Raw genomic sequence first — 21,896 nt, 5'->3', positions numbered from 1 at the left:
TCAATAACAAAAATAGCCTTCCTCTAAAGGTGGCATCATGACTGATCAATCAGAAAAAAAGCACTCTGCATTTTGGGGTGTTATGGTTATAGCCGGTACAGTAATTGGCGGTGGGATGTTTGCTTTACCTGTTGACCTTGCCGGTGCCTGGTTTTTTTGGGGCGCTTTTATTCTTATTATCGCCTGGTTTTCAATGTTACATTCAGGGCTATTATTATTAGAAGCAAACTTAAATTATCCCGTCGGCTCCAGTTTTAACACCATCACCAAAGATTTAATTGGCAACACCTGGAACATTATTAGCGGTATTACCGTTGCCTTCGTTCTCTATATTCTCACTTATGCTTATATCTCTGCTAACGGCGCAATCATTAGCGAAACGATATCGATGAATTTGGGTTATCACGCTAATCCACGCATTGTCGGGATCTGTACGGCCATTTTCGTTGCCAGCGTATTGTGGAGAAGCTCTTTAGCCGCCAGTCGTATTACCTCGTTGTTCCTCGGGCTGAAGATTATCTCCTTTGTGATCGTGTTTGGTTCTTTCTTCTTCCAGGTCGATTATTCCATTCTGCGCGATTCCACCAGCACGACGGCGGGGACGTCTTACTTCCCGTATATCTTTATGGCTTTGCCGGTGTGTCTGGCGTCATTTGGTTTCCACGGCAATATTCCCAGTCTGATTATTTGCTATGGCAAAAAGAAAGATAAACTAATCAAAAGCGTGGTTTTCGGCTCGCTGCTGGCACTGGTGATTTATCTCTTCTGGCTTTATTGCACGATGGGGAATATCTCGCGAGAAAGTTTTAAAGCGATCATCTCCTCGGGCGGCAACGTTGATTCACTGGTAAAAACGTTCCTCGGCACCAAACAGCATGGCATTATCGAATTTTGCCTGCTGGTGTTCTCCAACTTAGCTGTCGCCAGTTCGTTTTTTGGCGTCACGCTTGGGCTGTTCGATTACCTGGCGGATCTGTTTAAGATTGATAACTCCCACGGCGGACGTTTCAAAACCGTGCTGTTAACCTTCCTGCCACCCGCTTTGTTGTATCTCATCTTCCCGAATGGCTTTATTTACGGGATTGGCGGTGCCGGACTGTGCGCCACCATCTGGGCGGTCATTATCCCTGCGGTACTGGCAATCAAAGCTCGCAAGAAGTTTCCCAATCAGATATTCACGGTCTGGGGCGGCAATCTTATTCCGGCGATTGTCATTCTCTTTGGTATCACCGTGATTTTGTGCTGGTTCGGCAACGTATTTAACGTGTTACCTAAATTTGGCTAAGCCCTTAAAGAAGCCAGCGGTCATTCGCTGGCTTAAGACTGATGACAAACGTAAAATTGCCTGATGCGCTACGCTTATCAGGCCTACCTTATCTCTGTAATGTTTTGAATTTGCGTATTTTCGTAGGCCGGATAGGGCGTCCACGCCGCATCCGGCATGAATAAAGTGCACTTTATCAACAACCTGAAGCCAGCCATCCACTGGCTTCTTGCCTGAAAGGAAATCTCTTTTGTCCAAATAGCAACTCGCCTGATTCTCCTTCACCACGTATGCTTTGCGTCACCTTCCCGTCAGGACGCTTTATCCCATGTCCCGCTTTTTAATTTGTAGTTTTGCCCTGGTTTTACTCTATCCCGCAGGTATTGATATGTACCTGGTCGGCTTACCGCGCATCGCAGCCGATCTCAATGCCAGCGAAGCGCAATTGCATATTGCGTTCTCCGTTTACCTTGCGGGGATGGCAGCAGCAATGTTATTTGCCGGCAAGGTGGCCGACCGTTCAGGGAGAAAACCTGTCGCCATCCCCGGAGCGGCGCTATTTATTATCGCCTCTGTGCTCTGTTCACTGGCTGAAACCAGTGCGTTATTTCTTGCAGGACGCTTTCTGCAGGGACTCGGCGCGGGCTGTTGTTACGTGGTGGCATTCGCGATTTTACGCGACACGCTGGACGATCGACGTCGGGCAAAAGTGCTGTCATTACTCAACGGCATTACCTGCATCATTCCGGTGTTAGCGCCAGTGCTTGGCCACCTGATTATGCTTAAGTTCCCGTGGCAGAGCCTGTTCTGGGTAATGGCGCTGATGGGTGTCGCGGTACTCATGTTGTCATTGTTTATTTTAAAAGAAACCCGCCCTGCGGCACCTGCCGCTTCGGGCAAAACACGAGAAAATACCGAGTCGTTGCTTAACCGCTTTTTCCTCAGCCGAGTGCTTATCACCACCCTCAGCGTCTCAGTCATCCTTACCTTCGTGAATACGTCGCCAGTATTGCTGATGGAAATCATGGGCTTTGCGCGCGGAGAATACGCCACCATTATGGCGTTGACCGCTGGCGTCAGCATGACCGTTTCATTTTCTACGCCATTTGCGCTGGGAATTTTTAAGCCACGTACGTTGATGATCACCTCGCAGGTGTTATTTCTGGCGGCGGGAATCATCCTTGCGGTTTCGCCTTCCCATGCAGTTTCGCTGTTTGGCATCACGTTGATTTGCGCTGGTTTTTCGGTGGGATTCGGCGTGGCAATGAGTCAGGCATTAGGGCCGTTTTCATTACGCGCGGGCGTAGCCAGTTCGACATTAGGCATTGCACAGGTTTGCGGTTCATCACTGTGGATTTGGCTAGCGGCGGTAGTCGGCGTAGGCGCATGGAATATGCTGATCGGGATTCTGATTGCCTGTAGCATAGTGAGCCTGTTGCTGATTATGCTCGTCGCGCCTGGACGCCCCGTTACCGCTCATGAAGAAATCCATCACCACACTTGATCTGAATTTGCTGCTCTGCCTGCAACTGCTGATGCAGGAGCGCAGCGTGACCAAAGCGGCGAAACGGATGAACGTGACGCCTTCGGCGGTGAGCAAATCTCTGGCAAAGCTTCGGATATGGTTTGATGACCTGCTCTTTGTGAACTCACCGCTGGGCCTGACGCCAACGCCGCTGATGGTCAGCATGGAGCAAAATCTGGCGGAGTGGATGCAAATGAGCAATTTGCTGCTGGATAAACCGCACCACCAAACGCCACGTGGTCTGAAGTTTGAGCTGGCAGCAGAATCGCCGCTGATGATGATTATGTTTAATGCGCTGTCGAAACATATTTACCAACGTTACCCACAGGCGACGATTAAACTACGCAACTGGGATTATGACTCGTTGGATGCAATTATTCGTGGCGAAGTGGATATCGGCTTTACCGGACGAGAAAGCCACCCCCGCTCGCGAGAACAGCTTAGTCTTCTGCCGTTGTCTATTGATTATGACGTATTATTTACAGACTTACCGTGCGTCTGGTTACGCAAAGATCATCCGGCGCTGCGTGAAGAATGGGATCTGGATACTTTTTTACGTTATCCACATATCAGCATTTGCTGGGAACTGAGCGATACCTGGGCGCTGGACAATGTGTTGCAGGAATCAGGACGCGAACGCACGATTGCCATGAGTCTGCCGGAATTCGAGCAGTCACTATTTATGGCAGCGCAGCCCGACAATCTGCTACTGGCGACCGCACCGCGCTACTGTCAGTACTACAACCAACTCCACCAGCTTCCACTTGTTGCACTCCCTCTCCCGTTTGACGAAATCCAGCAAAAAAAGCTGGAAGTGCCGTTTACTCTGCTGTGGCACAAACGGAACAGCCATAACCCGAAGATCGTCTGGTTACGGGAAACCATTAAAAATCTTTACGCCTCGATGACATAATTAAATCGTATAAAATGCGACCACATTTCGCGATAAAATGTAAAAAACATGTAATAAATTTGTCTAAATCGAACTTTTCGCCGCTTTAGTCTGTCCATAATTTCAGTAAATGATTACTCTGTATTCATAATGGACCATTAAGCATGGAGCGAAAAATGGCGACTCACTTTGCCCGAGGGATTTTAACGGAAGGACACCTGATATCTGTTCGTCTACCCTCCCAGTGTCATCAAGAAGCCCTAAATCTTCCCCCTCATCGTCAAAGCCGTTTCCTGGCGTCCAGAAGTTTACTCGCAGAACTGATGTTCTTGCTGTACGGCATTAGTGAATTGCCGGAAATCGTCACCCAGGCTAAAGGAAAACCGGTTTTCCACGATAAAAATTTACCATCTTTTTCAATAGCCTATGCCGGAAACATGGTCGGAGTGGCGTTAACAACTGAAGGTGAATGTGGCCTCGATATGGAACTACAGCGCGCGACTCGCGGGTTTCATAGCCCTCACGCGCCCGATAACCATGCTTTTTCCAGCAATGAATCACTATGGATCAGTAAGCAAAACGATCCTAACGAAGCGCGAGCGCAGCTCATCACGCTGCGCCGAAGCGTGCTAAAACTTACCGGTGATGTTTTGAATGACGACCCGCGAAATCTGCAGTTGATGCCCATTGCGGGACGCCTGAAATGTGCCCATGTAAATCATGTAGAAGCGATATGCGACGCAGAGGAAGTGCTGGTATGGTCCGTGGCGGTCAGCCCAGCGATTGAAAAGCTCAATGTCTGGGAGTTTGATGGCAAGCAAGGCTGGAAAAGCCTGCCGGATATTCACAGCCGCGCCAATAATCCAACCAGCCGGATGATGCGTTTTTCCCAGCTCTCTACCGTGAAGTCATTTTTGCCAAATTGATAGACAACCACAGGAGTCATCATGTCTGAAAAATTGAAGGTGGTTACGTTATTGGGAAGCCTGCGCAAAGGTTCATTTAATGGCATGGTTGCACGTACGCTGCCGAAAATTGCCCCAGCGGGTATGGAAGTTAACGCGTTGCCATCTATTGCTGACATTCCCTTATATGACGCAGACGTACAGCAGGAAGACGGTTTTCCAGCAACGGTTGAAGCTCTGGCGGAACAGATTCGTCAGGCAGATGGTGTGGTGATCGTGACGCCGGAATATAACTACTCGGTGCCGGGTGGACTGAAAAATGCCATCGACTGGCTTTCCCGCCTGCCCGATCAGCCATTGGCCGGTAAACCGGTGTTGATTCAGACCAGCTCAATGGGCGTAATTGGCGGCGCACGCTGTCAGTATCATCTGCGCCAGATTCTGGTCTTCCTGGATGCAATGGTGATGAACAAACCAGAGTTTATGGGCGGTGTGATTCAGAACAAAGTCGATCCGCAGACAGGAGAAGTGATTGATCAGGGAACGCTAGACCACCTGACCGGGCAGTTGACCGCATTTGGAGAGTTTATTCAACGCGTTAAGATCTAAATAAAAAACCCGCCAGCAATCATGCATGGCGGGTTTTTAACGCGCTATCGATTTTAGTGGGCGTCGATAAAGACAATTTTCAGCACAAACAGCAGCGCCACGATAATCACGCACGGGCTAAGGTCGCGCAGACGGCCTGTACCGATTTTCATCACGCAGTAGGAGATAAAGCCCAGCGCAATACCTTCGGTAATCGAGAAGCTAAACGGCATCATCACGGCAGTAATAAACGCCGGAACGGATTCGGTGAGATCCTGCCATTTCACACGCGCAAGACTTGAGGTCATCAGTACGCCAACGTAAATCAGCGCGCCAGCCGCGGCGTAGCCAGGCACCATCCCCGCCAGCGGCGACAGGAAGATAACCAGCAGGAACAGCAAACCAACAACCACTGCCGTCAGACCAGTACGCCCACCAACGGAAACGCCGGAAGAAGATTCAATATACGCCGTAACAGAAGACGTACCGATAAACGAACCGGTCACGGAAGAGATACTGTCGACATACAGCGCCTGCTTCATGCGCGGGAATTTACCTTTCTCATCCGCCAGACCTGCTTTATCAGTCACGCCAATCAGCGTACCGGAGGAGTCAAACAGGTTAACCAGCATGAAAGAGAAAATCACGCCAGCCAGTCCGAGGTTGAATGAACCAGCTAAATCCACATGCCCCACCACGGTCATCACGCTCGGCGGCGCGGAGACAATGCCGTTGTAGTGCACATCACCCAACATCCAGCCCAGCAGCGTTGTCACCACGATAGAAACCAGCACCGCTGCGTGAATGTTACGTGAAGCCAGAATGGCGATGATGAAGAAGCCGAGGATACCCAGCAGCACACTGTGAGAAGTCAGATTACCGATACTCACCAGCGTTTCCGGATTAGCGACAATCACACCTGCGTTTTTCAGCCCCATCATGCCAATGAACAGGCCGATACCGCTGGTGATCCCCACACGCAGACTCACCGGAATGTTGGCAATCATCCAGTAGCGAACACGGAAGATTGTCAGTAACAGCAGACCAATTGCGCCCCAGAAGATTGCACCCATCCCGACCTGCCACGGTAAGCCCATCGCCTGCACAACGACAAAGGCGAAGAATGCGTTCAGGCCCATAGCTGGTGCTAGCGCAACTGGAAGATTAGCAAACAGCCCCATCAGAATACTGCCGAACGCAGCAATCAGACAGGTGGTGACGAAGACGGCGCTGGTGTCCATGCCAGCAACGCCGAGAATTTGCGGGTTAACAAAAACGATGTAAACCATCGTCAGGAAGGTGGTAAAACCGGCGATCACTTCGGTCCGTGCCGTCGTGCCATGTTCGCGCAGTTTAAACACGCGTTCCAGCATCCCCTGGCCAGAAGCCTGGGTTGTGTGTTGTTGACTCATTATCTATTTCCGAACAAGGAGGGAAAATACGTCGCTATCGTATACCAAAATGAGACAATATGGACGGCTGAAGATAACTTTTTTTCATTGTATTTGCTTATACGGCAACGATTGCGTCATGCGAATATGCCTGACGAAAACGTTAAACTAACGATAAAGGAAAGACATGTCCCAGATAGAAGCGGTATTTTTCGACTGCGACGGTACGCTGGTCGACAGTGAGGTTATTTGCTCTCGAGCCTATGTCACGATGTTCAGGGAATTTGGCATTAACGTTGACCTTGAAGAAATTTTTACCCGCTTTAAAGGCGTAAAACTCTACGAAATCATCGACATCATTAGCAAAGAACAGGGCGTAGAAATAGTCCGTGCCGATGCCGAACACGTTTACCGTGCGGAAGTGGCGCGCCTGTTTGATAGCGAGCTTGAGGTGATTGCAGGAGCGAACGAATTGCTGGCTAGTGTGAAAGTGCCGATGTGCGTCGTCTCTAACGGTCCGGTCAGCAAGATGCAGCATTCGCTTGGTAAGCTCAATATGCTGCACTATTTCCCGGAAAAGTTGTTCAGTGGCTATGACATCCAACACTGGAAGCCCGACCCGGCGTTAATGTTCCATGCGGCAAAAGCGATGAATGTGAACGTTGAAAACTGCATTCTGGTCGATGACTCCAGCGCCGGTGCGCAGTCAGGAATCGATGCCGGTATGGAGGTGTTTTACTTCTGCGCTGACCCGCACAATAAGCCGATCGTTCATCCGAAAGTCACCACCTTTACCGAGTTGGCGCAGTTACCTGCACTCTGGAAGGCACGAGGCTGGGATATTACGGCATAACGCTTCAAACTCCCTTCACTTACTCCACCCGGCAAGGCGCTCAAAGGTAAGCAAAGGGAGTTTGATATGTCAGTTCAACGTCGGGTAATGCATCACGCGTCTACCAGGATTCGGTATTTAATGTCCGAAAACAGACTCTTTAAGCTAAGCGGGATACTTTATCTTGGGGCTACTCAAAAGCAGACAGGATGTTTCTATGACTCAAAATATCAGGCCGTTACCCCTATTCAAATATCATCCAAAATCACTGGAAACAGGCGCGTTTAAGCAGGATAAAACCGTAGAGTGCGATTGCTGTGAACAACCGACGTCAGTTTATTACTCTGGTCCTTTTTATTGTGTTGATGAAGTTGAATATCTCTGTCCGTGGTGCATTGCGGACGGTTCTGCGGCAGAAAAGTTTGCAGGTAGTTTTCAGGATGATACAAATATCGAAGGCGTTGAATTTGAGTATGATGAAGAGGACGAATTTGCTGGTGTTAAGAACACATATCCTGACGAAATGCTGAAAGAGTTGGTTGAACGCACGCCAGGTTATCATGGATGGCAGCAGGAATTCTGGCTCGCACATTGTGGCGATTTCTGTGCTTTTATCGGCTATGTGGGCTGGAATGAGATAAAAGATCGCCTCGATGAATTTGCCAATCTTGAAGAAGATTGTGAAAATTTCGGTATTAAAAATTCAGATCTAGCTAAATGTTTGCAAAACGGCGGTGATTGTCAGGGGTATCTGTTCCGCTGTCTCCACTGCGGCAAGCTGAGACTGTGGGGCGATTTTTCGTAATGCTACTCTGTCCGGTAAGTTTTACCGGACAGAGTGCCTGGTGCAGCGCACGCTTAGCGTTACGCTTTCGAATCTTTCTCTGCCAGCAATTTATCCAACTCATCGCCGCCGACGTGGCGGAAATCCTGCCCCTTCACGTAGTAGAAGATGTACTCGCAGATATTCTGGCAGCGGTCGCCAATACGTTCGATTGAACGTGCGCAGAACAACGCAGTAAGTACGCTCGGAATGGTGCGCGAATCTTCCATCATGTAGGTCATCAACTGACGAACAATCCCTTCGTACTCCTGATCGACTTTTTTATCTTCACGATAAATACGCACCGCTTCGTCAATATCCATGCGCGCAAACGCGTCCAGCACGTCATGCAACATCTGGATAGTGTGACGCCCCAGTGATTCCAGGCTTACCAGCAACGGCTGATGCTGCTGGGAGAATTTCTCCAGTGCAGTGCGACAGATTTTATCCGCCACGTCGCCAATACGCTCCAGCTCGGAAATGGTTTTACTGATAACCATCACCAGACGCAGGTCGCTCGCCGTCGGCTGACGTTTGGCAATAATGCGCACGCAGGCTTCATCGATTGCCACTTCCATCATGTTGACGTTTTTATCGCCTTCGATGACCCGCTTCGCCAGATCGCTGTCCTGGTTGTGCATCGCGGTGATTGCATCAGAAAGCTGCTGCTCCACCATGCCGCCCATGGTCATCACCTGCGTGCGGATGCTTTCCAGTTCGGCGTTGAACTGGCCGGAAATATGTTTATTAAGATTGAGACTGTCCATAACGCACTCCTGAATCAACCGTAACGACCGGTGATGTAGTCTTCTGTTTGTTTCTTCGCTGGCTTGGTGAACAGATCGTCCGTGTTGCTGAACTCAATCAATTCGCCCAGATACATAAACGCCGTGTGGTCGGAACAACGCGCGGCCTGCTGCATGTTGTGGGTTACGATCACCACGGTGTAATCCTGCTTCAGTTCGGTGATCAGCTCTTCAATACGCCCGGTAGAGATGGGGTCGAGCGCCGAACACGGTTCGTCGAGCAGCAGCACTTCCGGGCGAATGGCGATACCACGCGCAATACACAGACGCTGTTGCTGACCGCCAGAGAGAGAGTAACCGCTCTGGTGCAATTTATCTTTGGTTTCGTTCCACAATGCGGCTTTGGTCAATGCCCACTGCACGCGCTCGTCCATGTCAGCACGGGAGAGCTTCTCAAACAGACGCACGCCAAAGGCGATGTTGTCGTAAATGGACATCGGGAACGGCGTCGGTTTCTGGAACACCATGCCCACTTTCGCACGCAGCAGAGCGATATCCTGAGTGTTGGTCAGGATGTTGTCGCCATCGAGCAGAATTTCACCTTCCGCGCGCTGCTCTGGATACAGTTCAAACATTTTGTTGAAGGTACGCAGCAGCGTCGATTTACCGCAGCCGGACGGCCCGATAAACGCCGTAACCTGGTTTTTAGCGATATCCAGGTTGATGTTTTTCAGGGCATGGAATTTGCCGTAGTAGAAGTTCAAATTACGAACCTGAATTTTACTCGGGGCAGTTTCAACCATACTCATTGCAATCTTTTCCTCATCGTGCCTGATGCACTTCGCTAATCAGGCTTACCGTAGGCCGGATAAGGCGTTCACGCCGCATCCGGCAAAGTGTTAACCGTGTTTATTCTTCGCAAATACAACGCGCGCCAGAATGTTCAGCAGCAGTACGCACAGGGTAATGATCAACACCCCGGCCCAGGCCAGTTGCTGCCATTCCGCAAACGGACTCATCGCAAACTTAAAGATCGTTACCGGCAGGTTGGCGATCGGTTGCATCATGTCCGTGCTCCAGAACTGGTTGGAGAGCGCGGTAAACAGCAGCGGCGCGGTTTCACCAGCAATACGGGCAATCGCAAGCAGGATACCGGTCATAATCCCGGACACCGACGCTTTCAGCGTAATCGCGGAGATCATCTTCCACTTCGGCGTACCCAGCGCATAAGCCGCTTCACGCAGGCTGTCCGGCACCAGTTTCAGCATGTTCTCGGTGGTGCGGATAACAATCGGCACCTGTAACAGCGCCAGTGCAATCACACCCGCCCAGCCGGAGAAGTGCTCCATCTGCGCCACCACGATGGTGTAAACAAACAGACCAACCACAATCGACGGCGCGGAGAGCAGAATGTCGTTAATAAAGCGAATCACTTCTGCCAGCCAGGATTTACGACCATATTCCGCCAGATAAATCCCCGCCATAATGCCCAGCGGCGTACCGAATACCGTGGCCCACAAAATTAACAGCCCGCTACCCGCCAGGGCGTTCGCCAGACCACCGCCTTCCGTATTTGGCGGCGGCGTCATTTCAGTGAACAGCGCCAGCGACATACCATCGATACCGCGAGTGATGGTGGACATTAAAATCCAGATCAGCCAGAACAGACCGAAGGCCATCGTCGCCATCGAGAGCGTCAGTGCAATACGGTTTTTGAGGCGGCGACGCGCCTGCATTTTGCGGCGGGATTCTGCCAGCGCCGCAGTGGTTTGCATTTCAACCATAGCCATTAGCGTGCCCCCTCATTCTTAGCCAGGCGCATAATCATAAACTTCGATGCGGCGAGGACGATGAAGGTAATCACAAACAGGATCAGGCCCAGTTCCATCAGTGCGGCAACGTGCAGACCGGATTCCGCTTCGGCAAATTCGTTGGCCAGCGCAGAGGTGATACTGTTGCCCGGCATGTACAGAGAGGCGCTGTCGAGCTGGTAGGTGTTACCGATGATAAAGGTCACCGCCATAGTTTCACCGAGCGCGCGCCCCAGACCCAGCATAATGCCGCCGATGACCCCATTTTTGGTGAACGGAAGAACGATACGCCAGATAACTTCCCAGGTGGTGCAGCCGATACCGTAGGCCGACTCTTTCATCATCACCGGGGTTTGTTCAAACACATCGCGCATAACTGCCGCAATGTACGGAATGATCATGATGGCGAGGATCACGCCTGCTGCGAGGATACCGATACCAAAGGCCGGGCCGGAGAACAGCGCGCCGACAATCGGGATATTCGACATGATATTGCCGACCGGCTCCTGGAAGTAAACAGCAAACAGCGGCGCGAAGATAAACAGGCCCCACATGCCGTAAACGATACTTGGAATGGCTGCCAGCAGCTCAATGGCGATACCCAGCGGGCGTTTCAGCCAGCCAGGCGCAAGCTCAGTCAGGAACAGGGCGATACCGAAACTCACCGGAACGGCGATCAGCAGCGCGATAAACGAAGTCACCAGCGTACCGTAGATCGGCACCAGCGCCCCGTAGATATCGTTCGGTGCATCCCACTCTTTGGTCCACAGGAAAGCCAGACCAAATTTCTGAATGCTCGGCCAGGAGGAGATGATCAGAGAGACAATAATGCCACCCAACATCAATAGCACAATCAGCGCCGCCAGTTTTACCAGCACGCTGAAAATTATGTCGCCCTTTTTACCCGGTGGGTTAAAAGCAGGCTTGGTTGCAGCCATAAGTTACTCTTCAGTTAAACGCGTTTACAAAGTCATTTTGTAATGCCGGATGCGGCGTTAACGCCTCATCCGGCCTGGAGTTTTATTAGTACAGCGGCTTACCGCTACTGTCTTTAATATTGGTCTTCCACGCAGCGCGAACCTGTTCAACTACGCTATCCGGCAGACTGGCATAATCCAGGTCGTTCGCCTGTTTAGCCCCGGTTTTGTACGCCCAGTCGAAGAATTTCAGCACTTCTGTGCCTTGTTCTGGTTTCTTCTGATCTTTGTGGATCAGAATGAACGTGGTAGAGGTAATAGGCCACGCATCTTCGCCTTTCTGGTTGGTCAGATCCTGAGCGAATGTTTTGCTCCAGTCTGCGCCTTTTGCCGCATTGGCGAAGTTTTCTTCAGTCGGCGCAACAGGTTTACCATCAGCGGAGATCAGTTTGGTGTACGCCAGGTTGTTCTGCTTAGCGTAAGCATATTCAACGTAACCAATCGCACCCGGCAGACGCTGAACGAACGCAGCAATACCGTCATTACCTTTGCCGCCCAGACCGGTTGGCCAGTTTACGGTAGAGCCAGAACCAATTTTGTTCTTCCACTCTTCGTTCACTTTTGCCAGGTAGCTGGTGAAGACGAAGGAAGTCCCGGAGCCATCTGCGCGGCGCACCACGGCGATGTTCTGTGAAGGCAGTTTCAGACCCGGATTCAGTTTGACGATCGCTTCGTCATCCCACTTTTTAATTTTACCCAGGTAGATGTCACCGAGGGTTTTACCATCCAGAACCAGTTCACCAGATTTCAGACCAGGCAGGTTAACCGCCAACACCACGCCGCCAATTACGGTCGGAAACTGGAACAGACCTTCCTGAGCCAGTTTTTCGTCAGACAGCGGCGCGTCAGAAGCACCAAAATCAACGGTGTTGGCGATAATCTGTTTTACGCCACCAGAAGAACCGATACCCTGGTAGTTAACTTTATTACCGGTTTCTTTCTGGTAAGTGTCAGCCCATTTGGCATACACCGGCGCAGGGAAGGTTGCACCTGCGCCTGTCAGGCTTGCTTCTGCAAATACAGAGAAAGCGCTCATCGATAAGGTCGCGGCGACAACAGTTGCGACGGTGGTACGCATAACTTTCATAATGTCTCCTGGGAGGATTCATAAAGCATTGTTTGTTGGCTACGAGAAGCAAAATAGGACAAACAGGTGACAGTTATATGTAAGGTTTATGACAGTTTTATGACACGAAAGAAAACTCTTTTTGGCTGGTGAAAAATCAATAAGTTAGAAGTGAAAGTGACAATAGCTTGGCAGAAAAATTTTCTTTCTGTGACAGTTTAAAAATAGCTGAAGATGAGACGATGAGAGAGGGGATCGAAAAATGCCCTGCGAAAGCAGGGCATCAGATTATTGACAAAGTGCGCGTTGTTCATGCCGGATGCGGCGTGAACCTCTTATTCGGTCTACAAAATAGTGCAAATTCAATATATTGCAGTAACCACGTAGGCCTGATAAGCGTAGCGCATCAGGCAGTTTTGCGTTTGTCAGCAGTCACATGCCCTACTTACGCAGGGCATCCATTAATTACTCAACCGTAACCGATTTTGCCAGGTTACGCGGCTGGTCAACGTCGGTGCCTTTGATCAGCGCGACGTGGTAAGCCAGTAGCTGCAGCGGAACGGTGTAGAAGATCGGTGCAATAACCTCTTCCACATGCGGCATCTCGATGATGTGCATGTTATCGCTACCGACAAAACCTGCATCCTCATCGGCGAAGACGTACAACTGACCGCCACGCGCACGAACTTCTTCAATGTTGGATTTCAGTTTTTCCAACAGTTCGTTGTTCGGTGCAACGACGATAACCGGCATATTCGCGTCAATCAGCGCCAGCGGACCGTGTTTCAGTTCACCTGCAGCGTAGGCTTCAGCGTGAATGTAAGAGATCTCTTTCAGCTTCAATGCGCCTTCCAGCGCGATCGGGTACTGATCGCCACGGCCCAGGAACAGCGCGTGATGTTTGTCAGAGAAATCTTCCGCCAGGGCTTCAATTCGTTTGTCCTGAGACAGCATCTGCTCAATACGGTTCGGCAGCGCCTGCAGACCATGCACGATATCATGCTCAATGGAGGCATCCAGACCTTTCAGGCGAGACAGTTTCGCCACCAGCATCAGCAGTACGGTTAACTGAGTGGTGAATGCTTTGGTGGACGCCACGCCAATTTCCGTACCGGCGTTGGTCATCAGCGCCAGATCGGATTCGCGCACCAGAGAAGAACCCGGAACGTTACAGATTGCCAGCGAACCAAGGTAACCCAGCTCTTTCGACAGACGCAGGCCAGCCAGGGTATCCGCGGTTTCGCCAGACTGCGACAGGGTGATCATCAGGCTGTTACGACGCACGGCAGATTTGCGATAGCGGAATTCAGAGGCGATTTCAACGTCGCACGGAATACCTGCCCGCGATTCAAACCAGTAACGGGAAACCATACCGGAGTTGTAAGAAGTTCCGCAGGCGAGGATCTGAATATGCTCAACCTTCGACAGCAGTTCGTCGGCGTTCGGCCCCAGCTCGCTTAAATCCACCTGGCCGTGGCTGATACGCCCGGTAAGGGTGTTTTTGATCGCGTTCGGCTGTTCGTAGATCTCTTTCTGCATGTAGTGACGGTAAATACCTTTATCGCCCGCGTCATATTGCAGATTGGATTCGATATCCTGACGTTTCACTTCCGCGCCTGATTTATCGAAGATAGTTACCGAACGGCGAGTCACTTCGGCAATATCGCCTTCTTCGAGGAAGATAAAGCGACGAGTCACTGGCAGCAGCGCCAGCTGGTCAGAAGCGATAAAGTTTTCGCCCATACCGAGGCCAATCACCAACGGACTACCAGAACGTGCCGCCAGCAGGGTATCCGGGTGACGGGTATCCATAATTACCGTGCCATAAGCGCCACGCAGCTGCGGAATAGCACGCAGAACAGCTTCACGCAGAGTGCCGCCCTGTTTCAGTTCCCAGTTCACCAGATGAGCAATAACTTCGGTGTCGGTTTCAGACACGAAGGTATAGCCACGCGCTTTTAACTCTTCACGCAGCGGTTCATGATTTTCGATGATGCCGTTATGCACCACCACAATGTGTTCAGAAACATGCGGATGCGCATTCACTTCTGAAGGTTCGCCGTGCGTCGCCCAGCGAGTATGAGCAATACCCGTACCGCCATGCAGAGGATGTTCTTCCGCTGCCTGAGCCAGCATCTGGACTTTACCGAGACGACGCAGACGGGTCATATGACCTTCTGCGTCAACAACGGCCAGACCAGCAGAGTCATAACCGCGGTATTCCAGACGACGTAAACCTTCAAGAAGGATTTCTGCTACATCACGTTGCGCGATCGCGCCAACAATTCCACACATAGTTTTTGATTCCGGTTTATATCGTTGTCGGTCAACCTGTATGCCCGTTTTTTCGGGCGCCCCGAGCCTTGTAGAGAGTGGGGTTATTTTTATAGTTACTGCTTGTGGGAGGGAGATTATGTTATCTCCTCATCCCTGGAGGCCGGATTTACCCAGCCAGAATTACTTTTTCTTTACCGGACGACGCCAGCCTTCTTTTTGCGACTGCGGCACGCGGCTGATCGCCAGGGCGTTTTCGCCAACATTACGCGTCACAGTTGTACCGGCAGCAATCGTCGCACCTTTACCCACCGTTACAGGAGCCACCAGCTGGGTGTCGGAACCGACAAAGACATCATCGCCGATAATGGTTTTGAATTTATTCGCTCCATCATAGTTGCAGGTAATAGTTCCCGCACCGATGTTAACGTTATCGCCGATCTCCGCATCGCCCAGGTAAGTCAGATGACCGGCTTTCGAACCTTTACCCAGACGCGCTTTTTTCATCTCAACGAAGTTACCGACGTGTGCGCCTTCCAGCAACTCAGCACCGGGGCGCAGACGGGCAAACGGGCCGATGGTACAGGCTGCTGCCAGATTAGCATCTTCCACTACGGTATACGGGCTAATTTCGCAATCATCGCCAATCACGCTATTTTTAATCACGCATCCGGTGCCGATTTTCACGCGATTACCGAGAGTAACGTTGCCCTCGATGATAACGTTAGTATCAATTTCAACATCGCGCCCGTGAGTTAGCGTACCGCGCAGATCAAAACGGGCTGGATCGCGCAACATAACGCCTGCTAACAACAGTTTTTCAGCCTGTTCGGACTGGTAAACGCGCTCCAGACGAGAGAGTTGCAGGCGGTTATTCACGCCTTCAACTTCGCTTAAACGTTGCGGGTGAACGGCAACGATTTCACGTCCTTCCTGATACGCCAGCGAAATAATATCGGTGATGTAGTATTCGCCCTGAGCGTTATTGTTGGTCAGCTTCGCCAGCCAGCGTTTCATATCTGCGCCGTTGGCGATCAGAATGCCGGTGTTGATCTCCTGAATCTGACGCTGCTCGTCGGTGGCATCTTTGTGCTCAACAATGCCGGTAACTTTGCCGTTTTCACGGGTGATACGTCCATAACCGGTCGGATCATCCAGTTTCACTGTCAGCAGGCCAATGCCGCCCTGCGGTTTAGCATCACGCAGGCGCTGGAGTGTTTCAACAGAGATCAGCGGCACGTCGCCATAGAGCATTAAAATGTCTTCATCATCGGCAAAGAAAGGTGCGGCCTGCTGCATTGCATGACCCGTACCCAGCTGTTCTGCCTGAAGCACCCAGTTAAGGTTGTCATCTTTCAGCGCCTGTTTAAGCAGATCGCCGCCGTGGCCGTAAACCAGGTGAACGTGCGCTGCACCTAATTCATTCGCGGCATCAATGACATGCTGAACCATCGCTTTCCCGGCAAGGGTATGCAGCACTTTCGGAAGATCGGAATACATGCGAGTGCCTTTGCCTGCTGCAAGGATCACTACGCTCATAGCATTATTCAACATACGCGTCCTGACTGTAATTTGAGAACGAATTTAAACCGCTTCACATTGAAAAAACTACATTTTTTTCATCGTGAAATGGACAGGGGATAAATTGCTCAATAACGGATTATCCCCGCTGGCGAAAGAGCCATTTTCGACCATCGTCACGCCTTTTGTCTTCATAAATGTAAGACACCACCTTCATTTAAGCGTCAGGCTGATGTTTTTGCTCTTATTTCGATCAATGAATAAACAGGAAAATCAGCGAAGGATTTCGCGTAATTATAAAAATGAGTTTAATTGCGGGATATAAAAATGCGCAGGATATAGCAGAACCAATCTCGCTGCGGCGCGCGAAAAAAAAAGCCAGCCTGTTTCCAGACTGGCTTTTGTGCTTTTCAAGCCGGTGTTACATCGCTTTTTTGGTCAACTCGATAACGCGCAGCTGCGCGATCGCTTTGGCCAGTTCCGCAGACGCCTGAGCGTAATCTACGTCGCCGTGAGAGCTGCTAATGTGCTCTTCAGCCTTACGTTTCGCTTCCATGGCTCGCGCTTCGTCGAGATCCTGGCCGCGAATTGCGGTGTCGGCCAGAACGGTCACGTTGCCAGGCTGCACTTCAAGAATGCCGCCAGACAGATAGATAAACTCTTCGTGACCGTGCTGTTTCACGATGCGAATCATACCAGGCTTAATGGCGGTGAGCAGCGGTGCGTGGCCCGGGTAAATTCCCAGTTCACCTTCGCTACCCGTTACCTGGATTTTCTCGACCAGACCAGAGAACATTTGTTGCTCTGCGCTGACGACGTCCAGGTGGTAAGTCATTGCCATATCACCCTCCGATTAAGGCGTTAAAGTTTTTTGGCTTTTTCCACAGCTTCTTCGATGGAACCGACCATGTAGAACGCCTGCTCCGGCAGGTGATCGTATTCGCCTTCCATGATGCCTTTAAAGCCACGGATGGTGTCTTTCAGGGAGACGTATTTACCCGGAGAACCGGTGAATACTTCTGCCACGAAGAACGGCTGGGACAGGAAGCGCTGGATCTTACGAGCGCGCGCTACCACCAGTTTGTCTTCTTCAGACAGTTCATCCATACCCAAGATGGCGATAATGTCTTTCAGTTCCTGATAACGTTGCAGGATGGACTGAACGCCACGCGCAGTGTCGTAGTGTTCCTGGCCAACCACCAGCGGGTCCAGCTGACGGCTGGTGGAGTCCAGCGGGTCAACGGCCGGGTAAATACCCAGAGACGCGATCTGACGGCTCAGTACCACGGTTGCGTCAAGGTGCGCAAAGGTGGTTGCCGGAGACGGGTCAGTCAAGTCATCCGCAGGTACGTATACTGCCTGTACGGAGGTGATAGAACCGGTTTTGGTGGAGGTGATACGTTCTTGCAGAACGCCCATCTCTTCCGCCAGGGTCGGCTGATAACCTACCGCTGAAGGCATACGGCCCAGCAGTGCAGATACTTCCGTACCGGCCAGGGTGTAACGATAGATGTTGTCAACGAACAGCAGAACGTCACGACCTTCGTCACGGAATTTCTCAGCCATGGTCAGACCGGTCAGAGCAACGCGCAGACGGTTTCCCGGCGGCTCGTTCATCTGGCCATACACCAGGGATACTTTGTCGATAACGTTGGAGTCGGTCATTTCGTGGTAGAAGTCGTTACCCTCACGAGTACGTTCACCTACGCCCGCAAACACAGAGTAACCGGAGTGCTCGATCGCGATGTTACGAATAAGCTCCATCATGTTTACGGTTTTACCTACACCCGCACCACCGAACAGACCAACTTTACCGCCCTTAGCGAACGGACACATCAGGTCAATAACTTTGATACCGGTTTCCAGCAGTTCCTGAGAGTTTGACAGCTCTTCGTAGGAAGGTGCTGCGCGGTGAATCGCCCAACGCTCTTCTTCACCGATCTCGCCTTTCATGTCGACCGGTTCGCCCAGTACGTTCATGATACGGCCCAGAGTCGCTTTACCTACCGGGACTTCGATCGGGTGTTCGAGGTCTTTTACATCCAGACCGCGACGCAGACCGTCGGAGGAACCCATTGCGATGGTACGCACGATACCGCCGCCGAGCTGCTGCTGAACTTCCAGCACCAGACGCTCATTACCATTTTGCACCTCAAGAGCATCGTACACGCGCGGTACGGCATCCTGAGGGAATTCGACGTCAACTACGGCGCCGATTACCTGGACAATCTTTCCAGTAGCCATCTTAAATCCTCTACGAAATAACCTGTTTAAACCGCGGCGGCCCCCGAGACGATCTCGGTGAGTTCCTGAGTAATGCTGGCCTGACGAGCTTTGTTGTATACCAACTGCAGCTCTTTAATCAGGCTGCCGCCATTGTCGGTCGCGGCTTTCATCGCCACCATACGGGCGGCCTGCTCGCTGGCCAGGTTTTCAACCACGCCCTGATAAACCTGAGATTCGACATAACGACGCAGCAGGGTATCCAGCAACGCCTTCGGATCGGGTTCGTACAGGTAATCCCAGGATTTGTGTTTCAGATCATCATCATCTGATGCCGGTAACGGCAGCAGCTGGCTGATGGTCGGAACCTGAGACATGGTGTTAATAAATTTGTTGCTGACAATGTAAAGCTTGTCCAGACGGCCTTCGTCGTAGGCCTGCAACATCACTTTTACCGGACCGATCAGTTCGGACAGGGAAGGGTTATCCCCCATGCCGGTGACCTGGGCAACAACATTGCCGCCCACAGAGTTGAAGAACGACACACCTTTCGAGCCGATCATTGCGAGGTCGCATTGAACGCCTTTATCGGTCCAGGTCTTCATTTCCGCCAGCAGTTTTTTGAACAGGTTAATGTTCAAACCACCGCACAAACCACGGTCGGTCGACACCACCAGGTAGCCCACGCGTTTAACGTCGCGTTCTTCCAGGTATGGGTGCTTATATTCCAGATTACCGTGCGCAAGGTGACCAATCACTTTGCGCATGGTTTCTGCATAAGGACGGCTGGCCGCCATGCGATCCTGCGATTTACGCATTTTGGAAGCGGCGACCATCTCCATCGCTTTAGTGATCTTTTGCGTGTTCTGGACGCTTGCGATCTTACTACGTATCTCTTTTGCGCCGGCCATGAGCTTCTCCTCAATGCCTTGCGGCCTGCCCTAAGGCAAGCCGCCAGACGTTACCAGGATTGGGTTGCTTTGAAGGAATCGAGGATGCCTTTCAGCTTGCCTTCGATTTCGTCGTTGTAGCCACCGGTCTGGTTGATCTCTTGCATCAACGGAGCGTGATCACGGTCGACGTAAGCCAGCAGAGCGGCTTCGAAGCTGCCGATTTTCGACAGTTCAACATCCGCCAGGTAACCACGTTCTGCTGCGAACAGAACCAGAGACTGCTGCGCAACGGACATCGGCGCATACTGTTTCTGTTTCAACAGTTCGGTCACTTTCTGACCGTGGTCAAGCTGCTTACGAGTTGCATCGTCAAGGTCGGATGCAAACTGAGAGAACGCTGCCAGTTCACGATACTGCGCCAGAGCGGTACGGATACCACCGGACAGTTTTTTCATGATCTTGGTCTGTGCTGCACCACCAACACGGGATACGGAGATACCCGGGTTAACCGCAGGACGAATACCGGCGTTGAACAGGTTGGTTTCCAGGAAGATCTGACCATCGGTAATGGAGATTACGTTGGTCGGAACGAACGCAGAAACGTCACCCGCCTGAGTTTCGATTATCGGCAGTGCGGTCAGAGAACCGGTTTTCCCTTTCACTTCACCTTTGGTGAAGGCTTCAACGTATTCGGCGTTAACACGCGCAGCACGCTCCAGCAGACGAGAGTGGAGGTAGAATACGTCGCCCGGGAATGCTTCACGTCCTGGCGGACGACGGAGCAGCAGGGAGATCTGACGGTAAGCAACAGCCTGTTTAGACAGGTCATCGTAAATGATCAGCGCATCTTCACCGCGGTCACGGAAGTATTCGCCCATTGCGCAACCGGCATATGGCGCCAGGTATTGCAGTGCAGCGGATTCAGACGCGGTTGCTACCACAACAATGGTGTTAGCCAGAGCGCCGTGCTCTTCCAGTTTACGTACCACGTTAGAAATGGTGGACGCTTTCTGGCCGATAGCGACATAGATACATTTGATACCGGAATCGCGCTGGTTGATGATGGCATCGATTGCCAGTGCGGTTTTACCGGTCTGACGGTCACCGATGATCAATTCACGCTGACCACGACCGATTGGGATCATGGAGTCAACGGCTTTATAACCGGTCTGTACCGGCTGATCTACGGACTGACGTTCGATAACGCCCGGAGCGATTGCTTCTACAGCAGAGAAGCCGTCGTGATCCAGCGGACCTTTACCGTCGATTGGTGCACCCAGAGTGTTAACCACACGGCCCAGCAGGCCACGGCCAACCGGAACTTCCAGGATACGGCCAGTACACTTAACTTTCATGCCTTCGGCAAGGTCAGCGTACGGACCCATAACAACCGCACCTACAGAGTCGCGCTCGAGGTTCAGTGCGATAGCGTAACGGTTACCCGGCAGGGAGATCATTTCACCCTGCATACAATCGGCCAGGCCGTGAATGCGGATAACACCGTCACTTACAGAAACAATAGTACCTTCGTTGTGAGCTTCACTCACAACATTGAACTGAGCAATGCGCTGCTTGATCAGTTCGCTGATTTCGGTGGAATTCAGTTGCATGCTCCAGTCCCCTTAAGACTGCAAGACGTCTGCAAGGCGCTCAAGACGACCGCGTACGCTGCCATCAATGACCATATCACCCGCTCGGATGATAACGCCTGCCATTACAGACTTATCGATTTTGCAATTCAGCTTAACTTTGCGTGACAGACGTTTTTCCATCGCAGCAGAAATTTTCGCGAGCTGTTGTTCACTCAATGCAGCAGCGGAAATGACGTCTACCTCAGCGGTAGCCTCACTCACGGCACGCAGGTGAATAAACTGCTCCAGAACATCCGGGAGCGCGTTAAGACGACCATTTTCAGCCATAACCCGAATCAGGTTCTGACCGTTTTCGTCCAGTTGCTCACCACAAACTGCGATAAACGACTCGGCGAGCGTTTCTGGCGCCAGTGCACCAGAGAGAAGCTCTGCCATCTGTTCGTTTTTGGTTACCTCGGCGGCAAACGCCAGCATGTCCTGCCAGCGTTCTACACTTTGGTGTTCGACGGCAAAGTCAAAAGCTGCTTTGGCGTAGGGGCGAGCTACCGTAATAAATTCAGACATCAGCCCCTC

At 51.4% G+C, this 21,896-nt stretch carries 20 protein-coding genes; 7 read left to right on the top strand and 13 right to left on the bottom strand.

Translation table 11 applies throughout. The features are described from left to right. The first annotated feature begins 37 nt into the window (after positions 1-37). The 5 genes from tnaB to yieF all read left to right on the top strand — a co-directional run bounded on the left by tnaB (position 38) and on the right by yieF (position 5,195). Positions 38-1,285, top strand: coding sequence for a low affinity tryptophan permease TnaB (gene tnaB / locus FEK46_RS06935; protein WP_135560330.1), 1,248 nt, complete (start codon positions 38-40; stop codon positions 1,283-1,285). Between the two features lie 307 nt (positions 1,286-1,592). Beyond that, on the top strand, positions 1,593-2,768 hold the full coding sequence (mdtL, locus tag FEK46_RS06930; RefSeq protein ID WP_131161519.1) for a multidrug efflux MFS transporter MdtL: 1,176 nt from the start codon (positions 1,593-1,595) through the stop codon (positions 2,766-2,768). After that, positions 2,743-3,702 (top strand): HTH-type transcriptional regulator YidZ, encoded by a 960-nt coding sequence (gene yidZ, locus FEK46_RS06925; protein WP_135560331.1) that lies wholly within the window; start codon positions 2,743-2,745, stop codon positions 3,700-3,702. The genes mdtL and yidZ overlap by 26 nt, the downstream gene beginning before the upstream one ends. 155 nt (positions 3,703-3,857) lie before the next feature. Continuing rightward, complete coding sequence (locus FEK46_RS06920; protein WP_135560332.1) at positions 3,858-4,607, top strand: 4'-phosphopantetheinyl transferase superfamily protein; 750 nt, start codon at positions 3,858-3,860, stop codon at positions 4,605-4,607. 21 nt (positions 4,608-4,628) lie between these two features. Beyond that, positions 4,629-5,195: a class I chromate reductase YieF gene (gene yieF / locus FEK46_RS06915; RefSeq protein WP_130235770.1), complete on the top strand. Its 567-nt coding sequence runs from the start codon at positions 4,629-4,631 to the stop codon at positions 5,193-5,195. Between the two features lie 53 nt (positions 5,196-5,248). Here the strand turns inward: yieF and adeP are convergent, their stop codons facing one another. After that, positions 5,249-6,586 (bottom strand): adenine permease AdeP, encoded by a 1,338-nt coding sequence (gene adeP, locus FEK46_RS06910; protein ID WP_064525932.1) that lies wholly within the window; start codon positions 6,584-6,586, stop codon positions 5,249-5,251. A gap of 166 nt (positions 6,587-6,752) precedes the next feature. On the opposite strand from adeP, the gene yieH reads away from it, so the two are divergent. Next, on the top strand, positions 6,753-7,418 hold the full coding sequence (yieH, locus tag FEK46_RS06905; protein WP_135560333.1) for a 6-phosphogluconate phosphatase: 666 nt from the start codon (positions 6,753-6,755) through the stop codon (positions 7,416-7,418). Positions 7,419-7,614: 196 nt separating this feature from the next. Further along, the gene (cbrC, locus tag FEK46_RS06900; RefSeq protein WP_131161516.1) at positions 7,615-8,202 is read left to right on the top strand and encodes a PF03691 family colicin E2 tolerance protein CbrC; all 588 of its coding nucleotides are present in this window, start codon (positions 7,615-7,617) and stop codon (positions 8,200-8,202) included. Between the two features lie 59 nt (positions 8,203-8,261). On the opposite strand, the gene phoU is transcribed toward cbrC, so the two are convergent. The 12 genes from phoU to atpH all read right to left on the bottom strand — a co-directional run bounded on the left by phoU (position 8,262) and on the right by atpH (position 21,887). Then, entirely contained in the window at positions 8,262-8,987 is a 726-nt protein-coding gene (gene phoU / locus FEK46_RS06895; protein WP_130206818.1) for a phosphate signaling complex protein PhoU, read from the bottom strand. Positions 8,988-9,001: 14 nt separating this feature from the next. Next, on the bottom strand, positions 9,002-9,775 hold the full coding sequence (gene pstB, locus FEK46_RS06890; RefSeq protein ID WP_000063126.1) for a phosphate ABC transporter ATP-binding protein PstB: 774 nt from the start codon (positions 9,773-9,775) through the stop codon (positions 9,002-9,004). Between the two features lie 90 nt (positions 9,776-9,865). After that, entirely contained in the window at positions 9,866-10,756 is an 891-nt protein-coding gene (gene pstA, locus FEK46_RS06885) for a phosphate ABC transporter permease PstA (protein WP_001251991.1), read from the bottom strand. After that, entirely contained in the window at positions 10,756-11,715 is a 960-nt protein-coding gene (gene pstC / locus FEK46_RS06880; RefSeq protein WP_000741620.1) for a phosphate ABC transporter permease PstC, read from the bottom strand. The genes pstA and pstC overlap by 1 nt, the downstream gene beginning before the upstream one ends. 85 nt (positions 11,716-11,800) lie before the next feature. Continuing rightward, positions 11,801-12,841, bottom strand: coding sequence for a phosphate ABC transporter substrate-binding protein PstS (gene pstS / locus FEK46_RS06875; RefSeq protein ID WP_130206820.1), 1,041 nt, complete (start codon positions 12,839-12,841; stop codon positions 11,801-11,803). A gap of 444 nt (positions 12,842-13,285) precedes the next feature. Then, positions 13,286-15,115 (bottom strand): glutamine--fructose-6-phosphate transaminase (isomerizing), encoded by a 1,830-nt coding sequence (gene glmS, locus FEK46_RS06870; protein WP_135560334.1) that lies wholly within the window; start codon positions 15,113-15,115, stop codon positions 13,286-13,288. Positions 15,116-15,277: 162 nt separating this feature from the next. Next, positions 15,278-16,648, bottom strand: a complete 1,371-nt coding sequence (gene glmU / locus FEK46_RS06865; RefSeq protein ID WP_130261122.1) for a bifunctional UDP-N-acetylglucosamine diphosphorylase/glucosamine-1-phosphate N-acetyltransferase GlmU — start codon at positions 16,646-16,648, stop codon at positions 15,278-15,280. Between the two features lie 388 nt (positions 16,649-17,036). Continuing rightward, positions 17,037-17,456: a F0F1 ATP synthase subunit epsilon gene (locus FEK46_RS06860; protein ID WP_001251965.1), complete on the bottom strand. Its 420-nt coding sequence runs from the start codon at positions 17,454-17,456 to the stop codon at positions 17,037-17,039. Between the two features lie 20 nt (positions 17,457-17,476). Next, positions 17,477-18,859: a F0F1 ATP synthase subunit beta gene (gene atpD, locus FEK46_RS06855; RefSeq protein WP_000190506.1), complete on the bottom strand. Its 1,383-nt coding sequence runs from the start codon at positions 18,857-18,859 to the stop codon at positions 17,477-17,479. A 26-nt stretch (positions 18,860-18,885) separates the two neighbouring features. Then, complete coding sequence (gene atpG / locus FEK46_RS06850; RefSeq protein WP_000896501.1) at positions 18,886-19,749, bottom strand: F0F1 ATP synthase subunit gamma; 864 nt, start codon at positions 19,747-19,749, stop codon at positions 18,886-18,888. Positions 19,750-19,799: 50 nt separating this feature from the next. After that, positions 19,800-21,341 (bottom strand): F0F1 ATP synthase subunit alpha, encoded by a 1,542-nt coding sequence (gene atpA / locus FEK46_RS06845; protein ID WP_001176745.1) that lies wholly within the window; start codon positions 21,339-21,341, stop codon positions 19,800-19,802. A gap of 12 nt (positions 21,342-21,353) precedes the next feature. Further along, the gene (atpH, locus tag FEK46_RS06840) at positions 21,354-21,887 is read right to left on the bottom strand and encodes a F0F1 ATP synthase subunit delta (protein WP_001288587.1); all 534 of its coding nucleotides are present in this window, start codon (positions 21,885-21,887) and stop codon (positions 21,354-21,356) included. Between the last annotated feature and the right edge of the window lie 9 nt (positions 21,888-21,896).

This window comes from Escherichia sp. E4736 (assembly GCF_005781225.1).
Classification (GTDB): domain Bacteria; phylum Pseudomonadota; class Gammaproteobacteria; order Enterobacterales; family Enterobacteriaceae; genus Escherichia.
Note: the sequence above shows the minus strand (reverse complement) of the source record. Positions and strands in the feature narration are given on the sequence as shown.

Excerpts from the sequence above, each read along its gene's own strand:
- tnaB (WP_135560330.1), top strand. The coding sequence starts at position 38 with ATGACTGATCAATCAGAAAAAAAGCACTCTGCATTTTGGGGTGTTATG.
- mdtL (WP_131161519.1), top strand. The coding sequence starts at position 1,593 with ATGTCCCGCTTTTTAATTTGTAGTTTTGCCCTGGTTTTACTCTATCCC.
- yidZ (WP_135560331.1), top strand. The coding sequence starts at position 2,743 with ATGAAGAAATCCATCACCACACTTGATCTGAATTTGCTGCTCTGCCTG.
- FEK46_RS06920 (WP_135560332.1), top strand. The coding sequence starts at position 3,858 with ATGGCGACTCACTTTGCCCGAGGGATTTTAACGGAAGGACACCTGATA.
- yieF (WP_130235770.1), top strand. The coding sequence starts at position 4,629 with ATGTCTGAAAAATTGAAGGTGGTTACGTTATTGGGAAGCCTGCGCAAA.
- adeP (WP_064525932.1), bottom strand. The coding sequence starts at position 6,586 with ATGAGTCAACAACACACAACCCAGGCTTCTGGCCAGGGGATGCTGGAA.
- yieH (WP_135560333.1), top strand. The coding sequence starts at position 6,753 with ATGTCCCAGATAGAAGCGGTATTTTTCGACTGCGACGGTACGCTGGTC.
- cbrC (WP_131161516.1), top strand. The coding sequence starts at position 7,615 with ATGACTCAAAATATCAGGCCGTTACCCCTATTCAAATATCATCCAAAA.
- phoU (WP_130206818.1), bottom strand. The coding sequence starts at position 8,987 with ATGGACAGTCTCAATCTTAATAAACATATTTCCGGCCAGTTCAACGCC.
- pstB (WP_000063126.1), bottom strand. The coding sequence starts at position 9,775 with ATGAGTATGGTTGAAACTGCCCCGAGTAAAATTCAGGTTCGTAATTTG.
- pstA (WP_001251991.1), bottom strand. The coding sequence starts at position 10,756 with ATGGCTATGGTTGAAATGCAAACCACTGCGGCGCTGGCAGAATCCCGC.
- pstC (WP_000741620.1), bottom strand. The coding sequence starts at position 11,715 with ATGGCTGCAACCAAGCCTGCTTTTAACCCACCGGGTAAAAAGGGCGAC.
- pstS (WP_130206820.1), bottom strand. The coding sequence starts at position 12,841 with ATGAAAGTTATGCGTACCACCGTCGCAACTGTTGTCGCCGCGACCTTA.
- glmS (WP_135560334.1), bottom strand. The coding sequence starts at position 15,115 with ATGTGTGGAATTGTTGGCGCGATCGCGCAACGTGATGTAGCAGAAATC.
- glmU (WP_130261122.1), bottom strand. The coding sequence starts at position 16,648 with ATGTTGAATAATGCTATGAGCGTAGTGATCCTTGCAGCAGGCAAAGGC.
- FEK46_RS06860 (WP_001251965.1), bottom strand. The coding sequence starts at position 17,456 with ATGGCAATGACTTACCACCTGGACGTCGTCAGCGCAGAGCAACAAATG.
- atpD (WP_000190506.1), bottom strand. The coding sequence starts at position 18,859 with ATGGCTACTGGAAAGATTGTCCAGGTAATCGGCGCCGTAGTTGACGTC.
- atpG (WP_000896501.1), bottom strand. The coding sequence starts at position 19,749 with ATGGCCGGCGCAAAAGAGATACGTAGTAAGATCGCAAGCGTCCAGAAC.
- atpA (WP_001176745.1), bottom strand. The coding sequence starts at position 21,341 with ATGCAACTGAATTCCACCGAAATCAGCGAACTGATCAAGCAGCGCATT.
- atpH (WP_001288587.1), bottom strand. The coding sequence starts at position 21,887 with ATGTCTGAATTTATTACGGTAGCTCGCCCCTACGCCAAAGCAGCTTTT.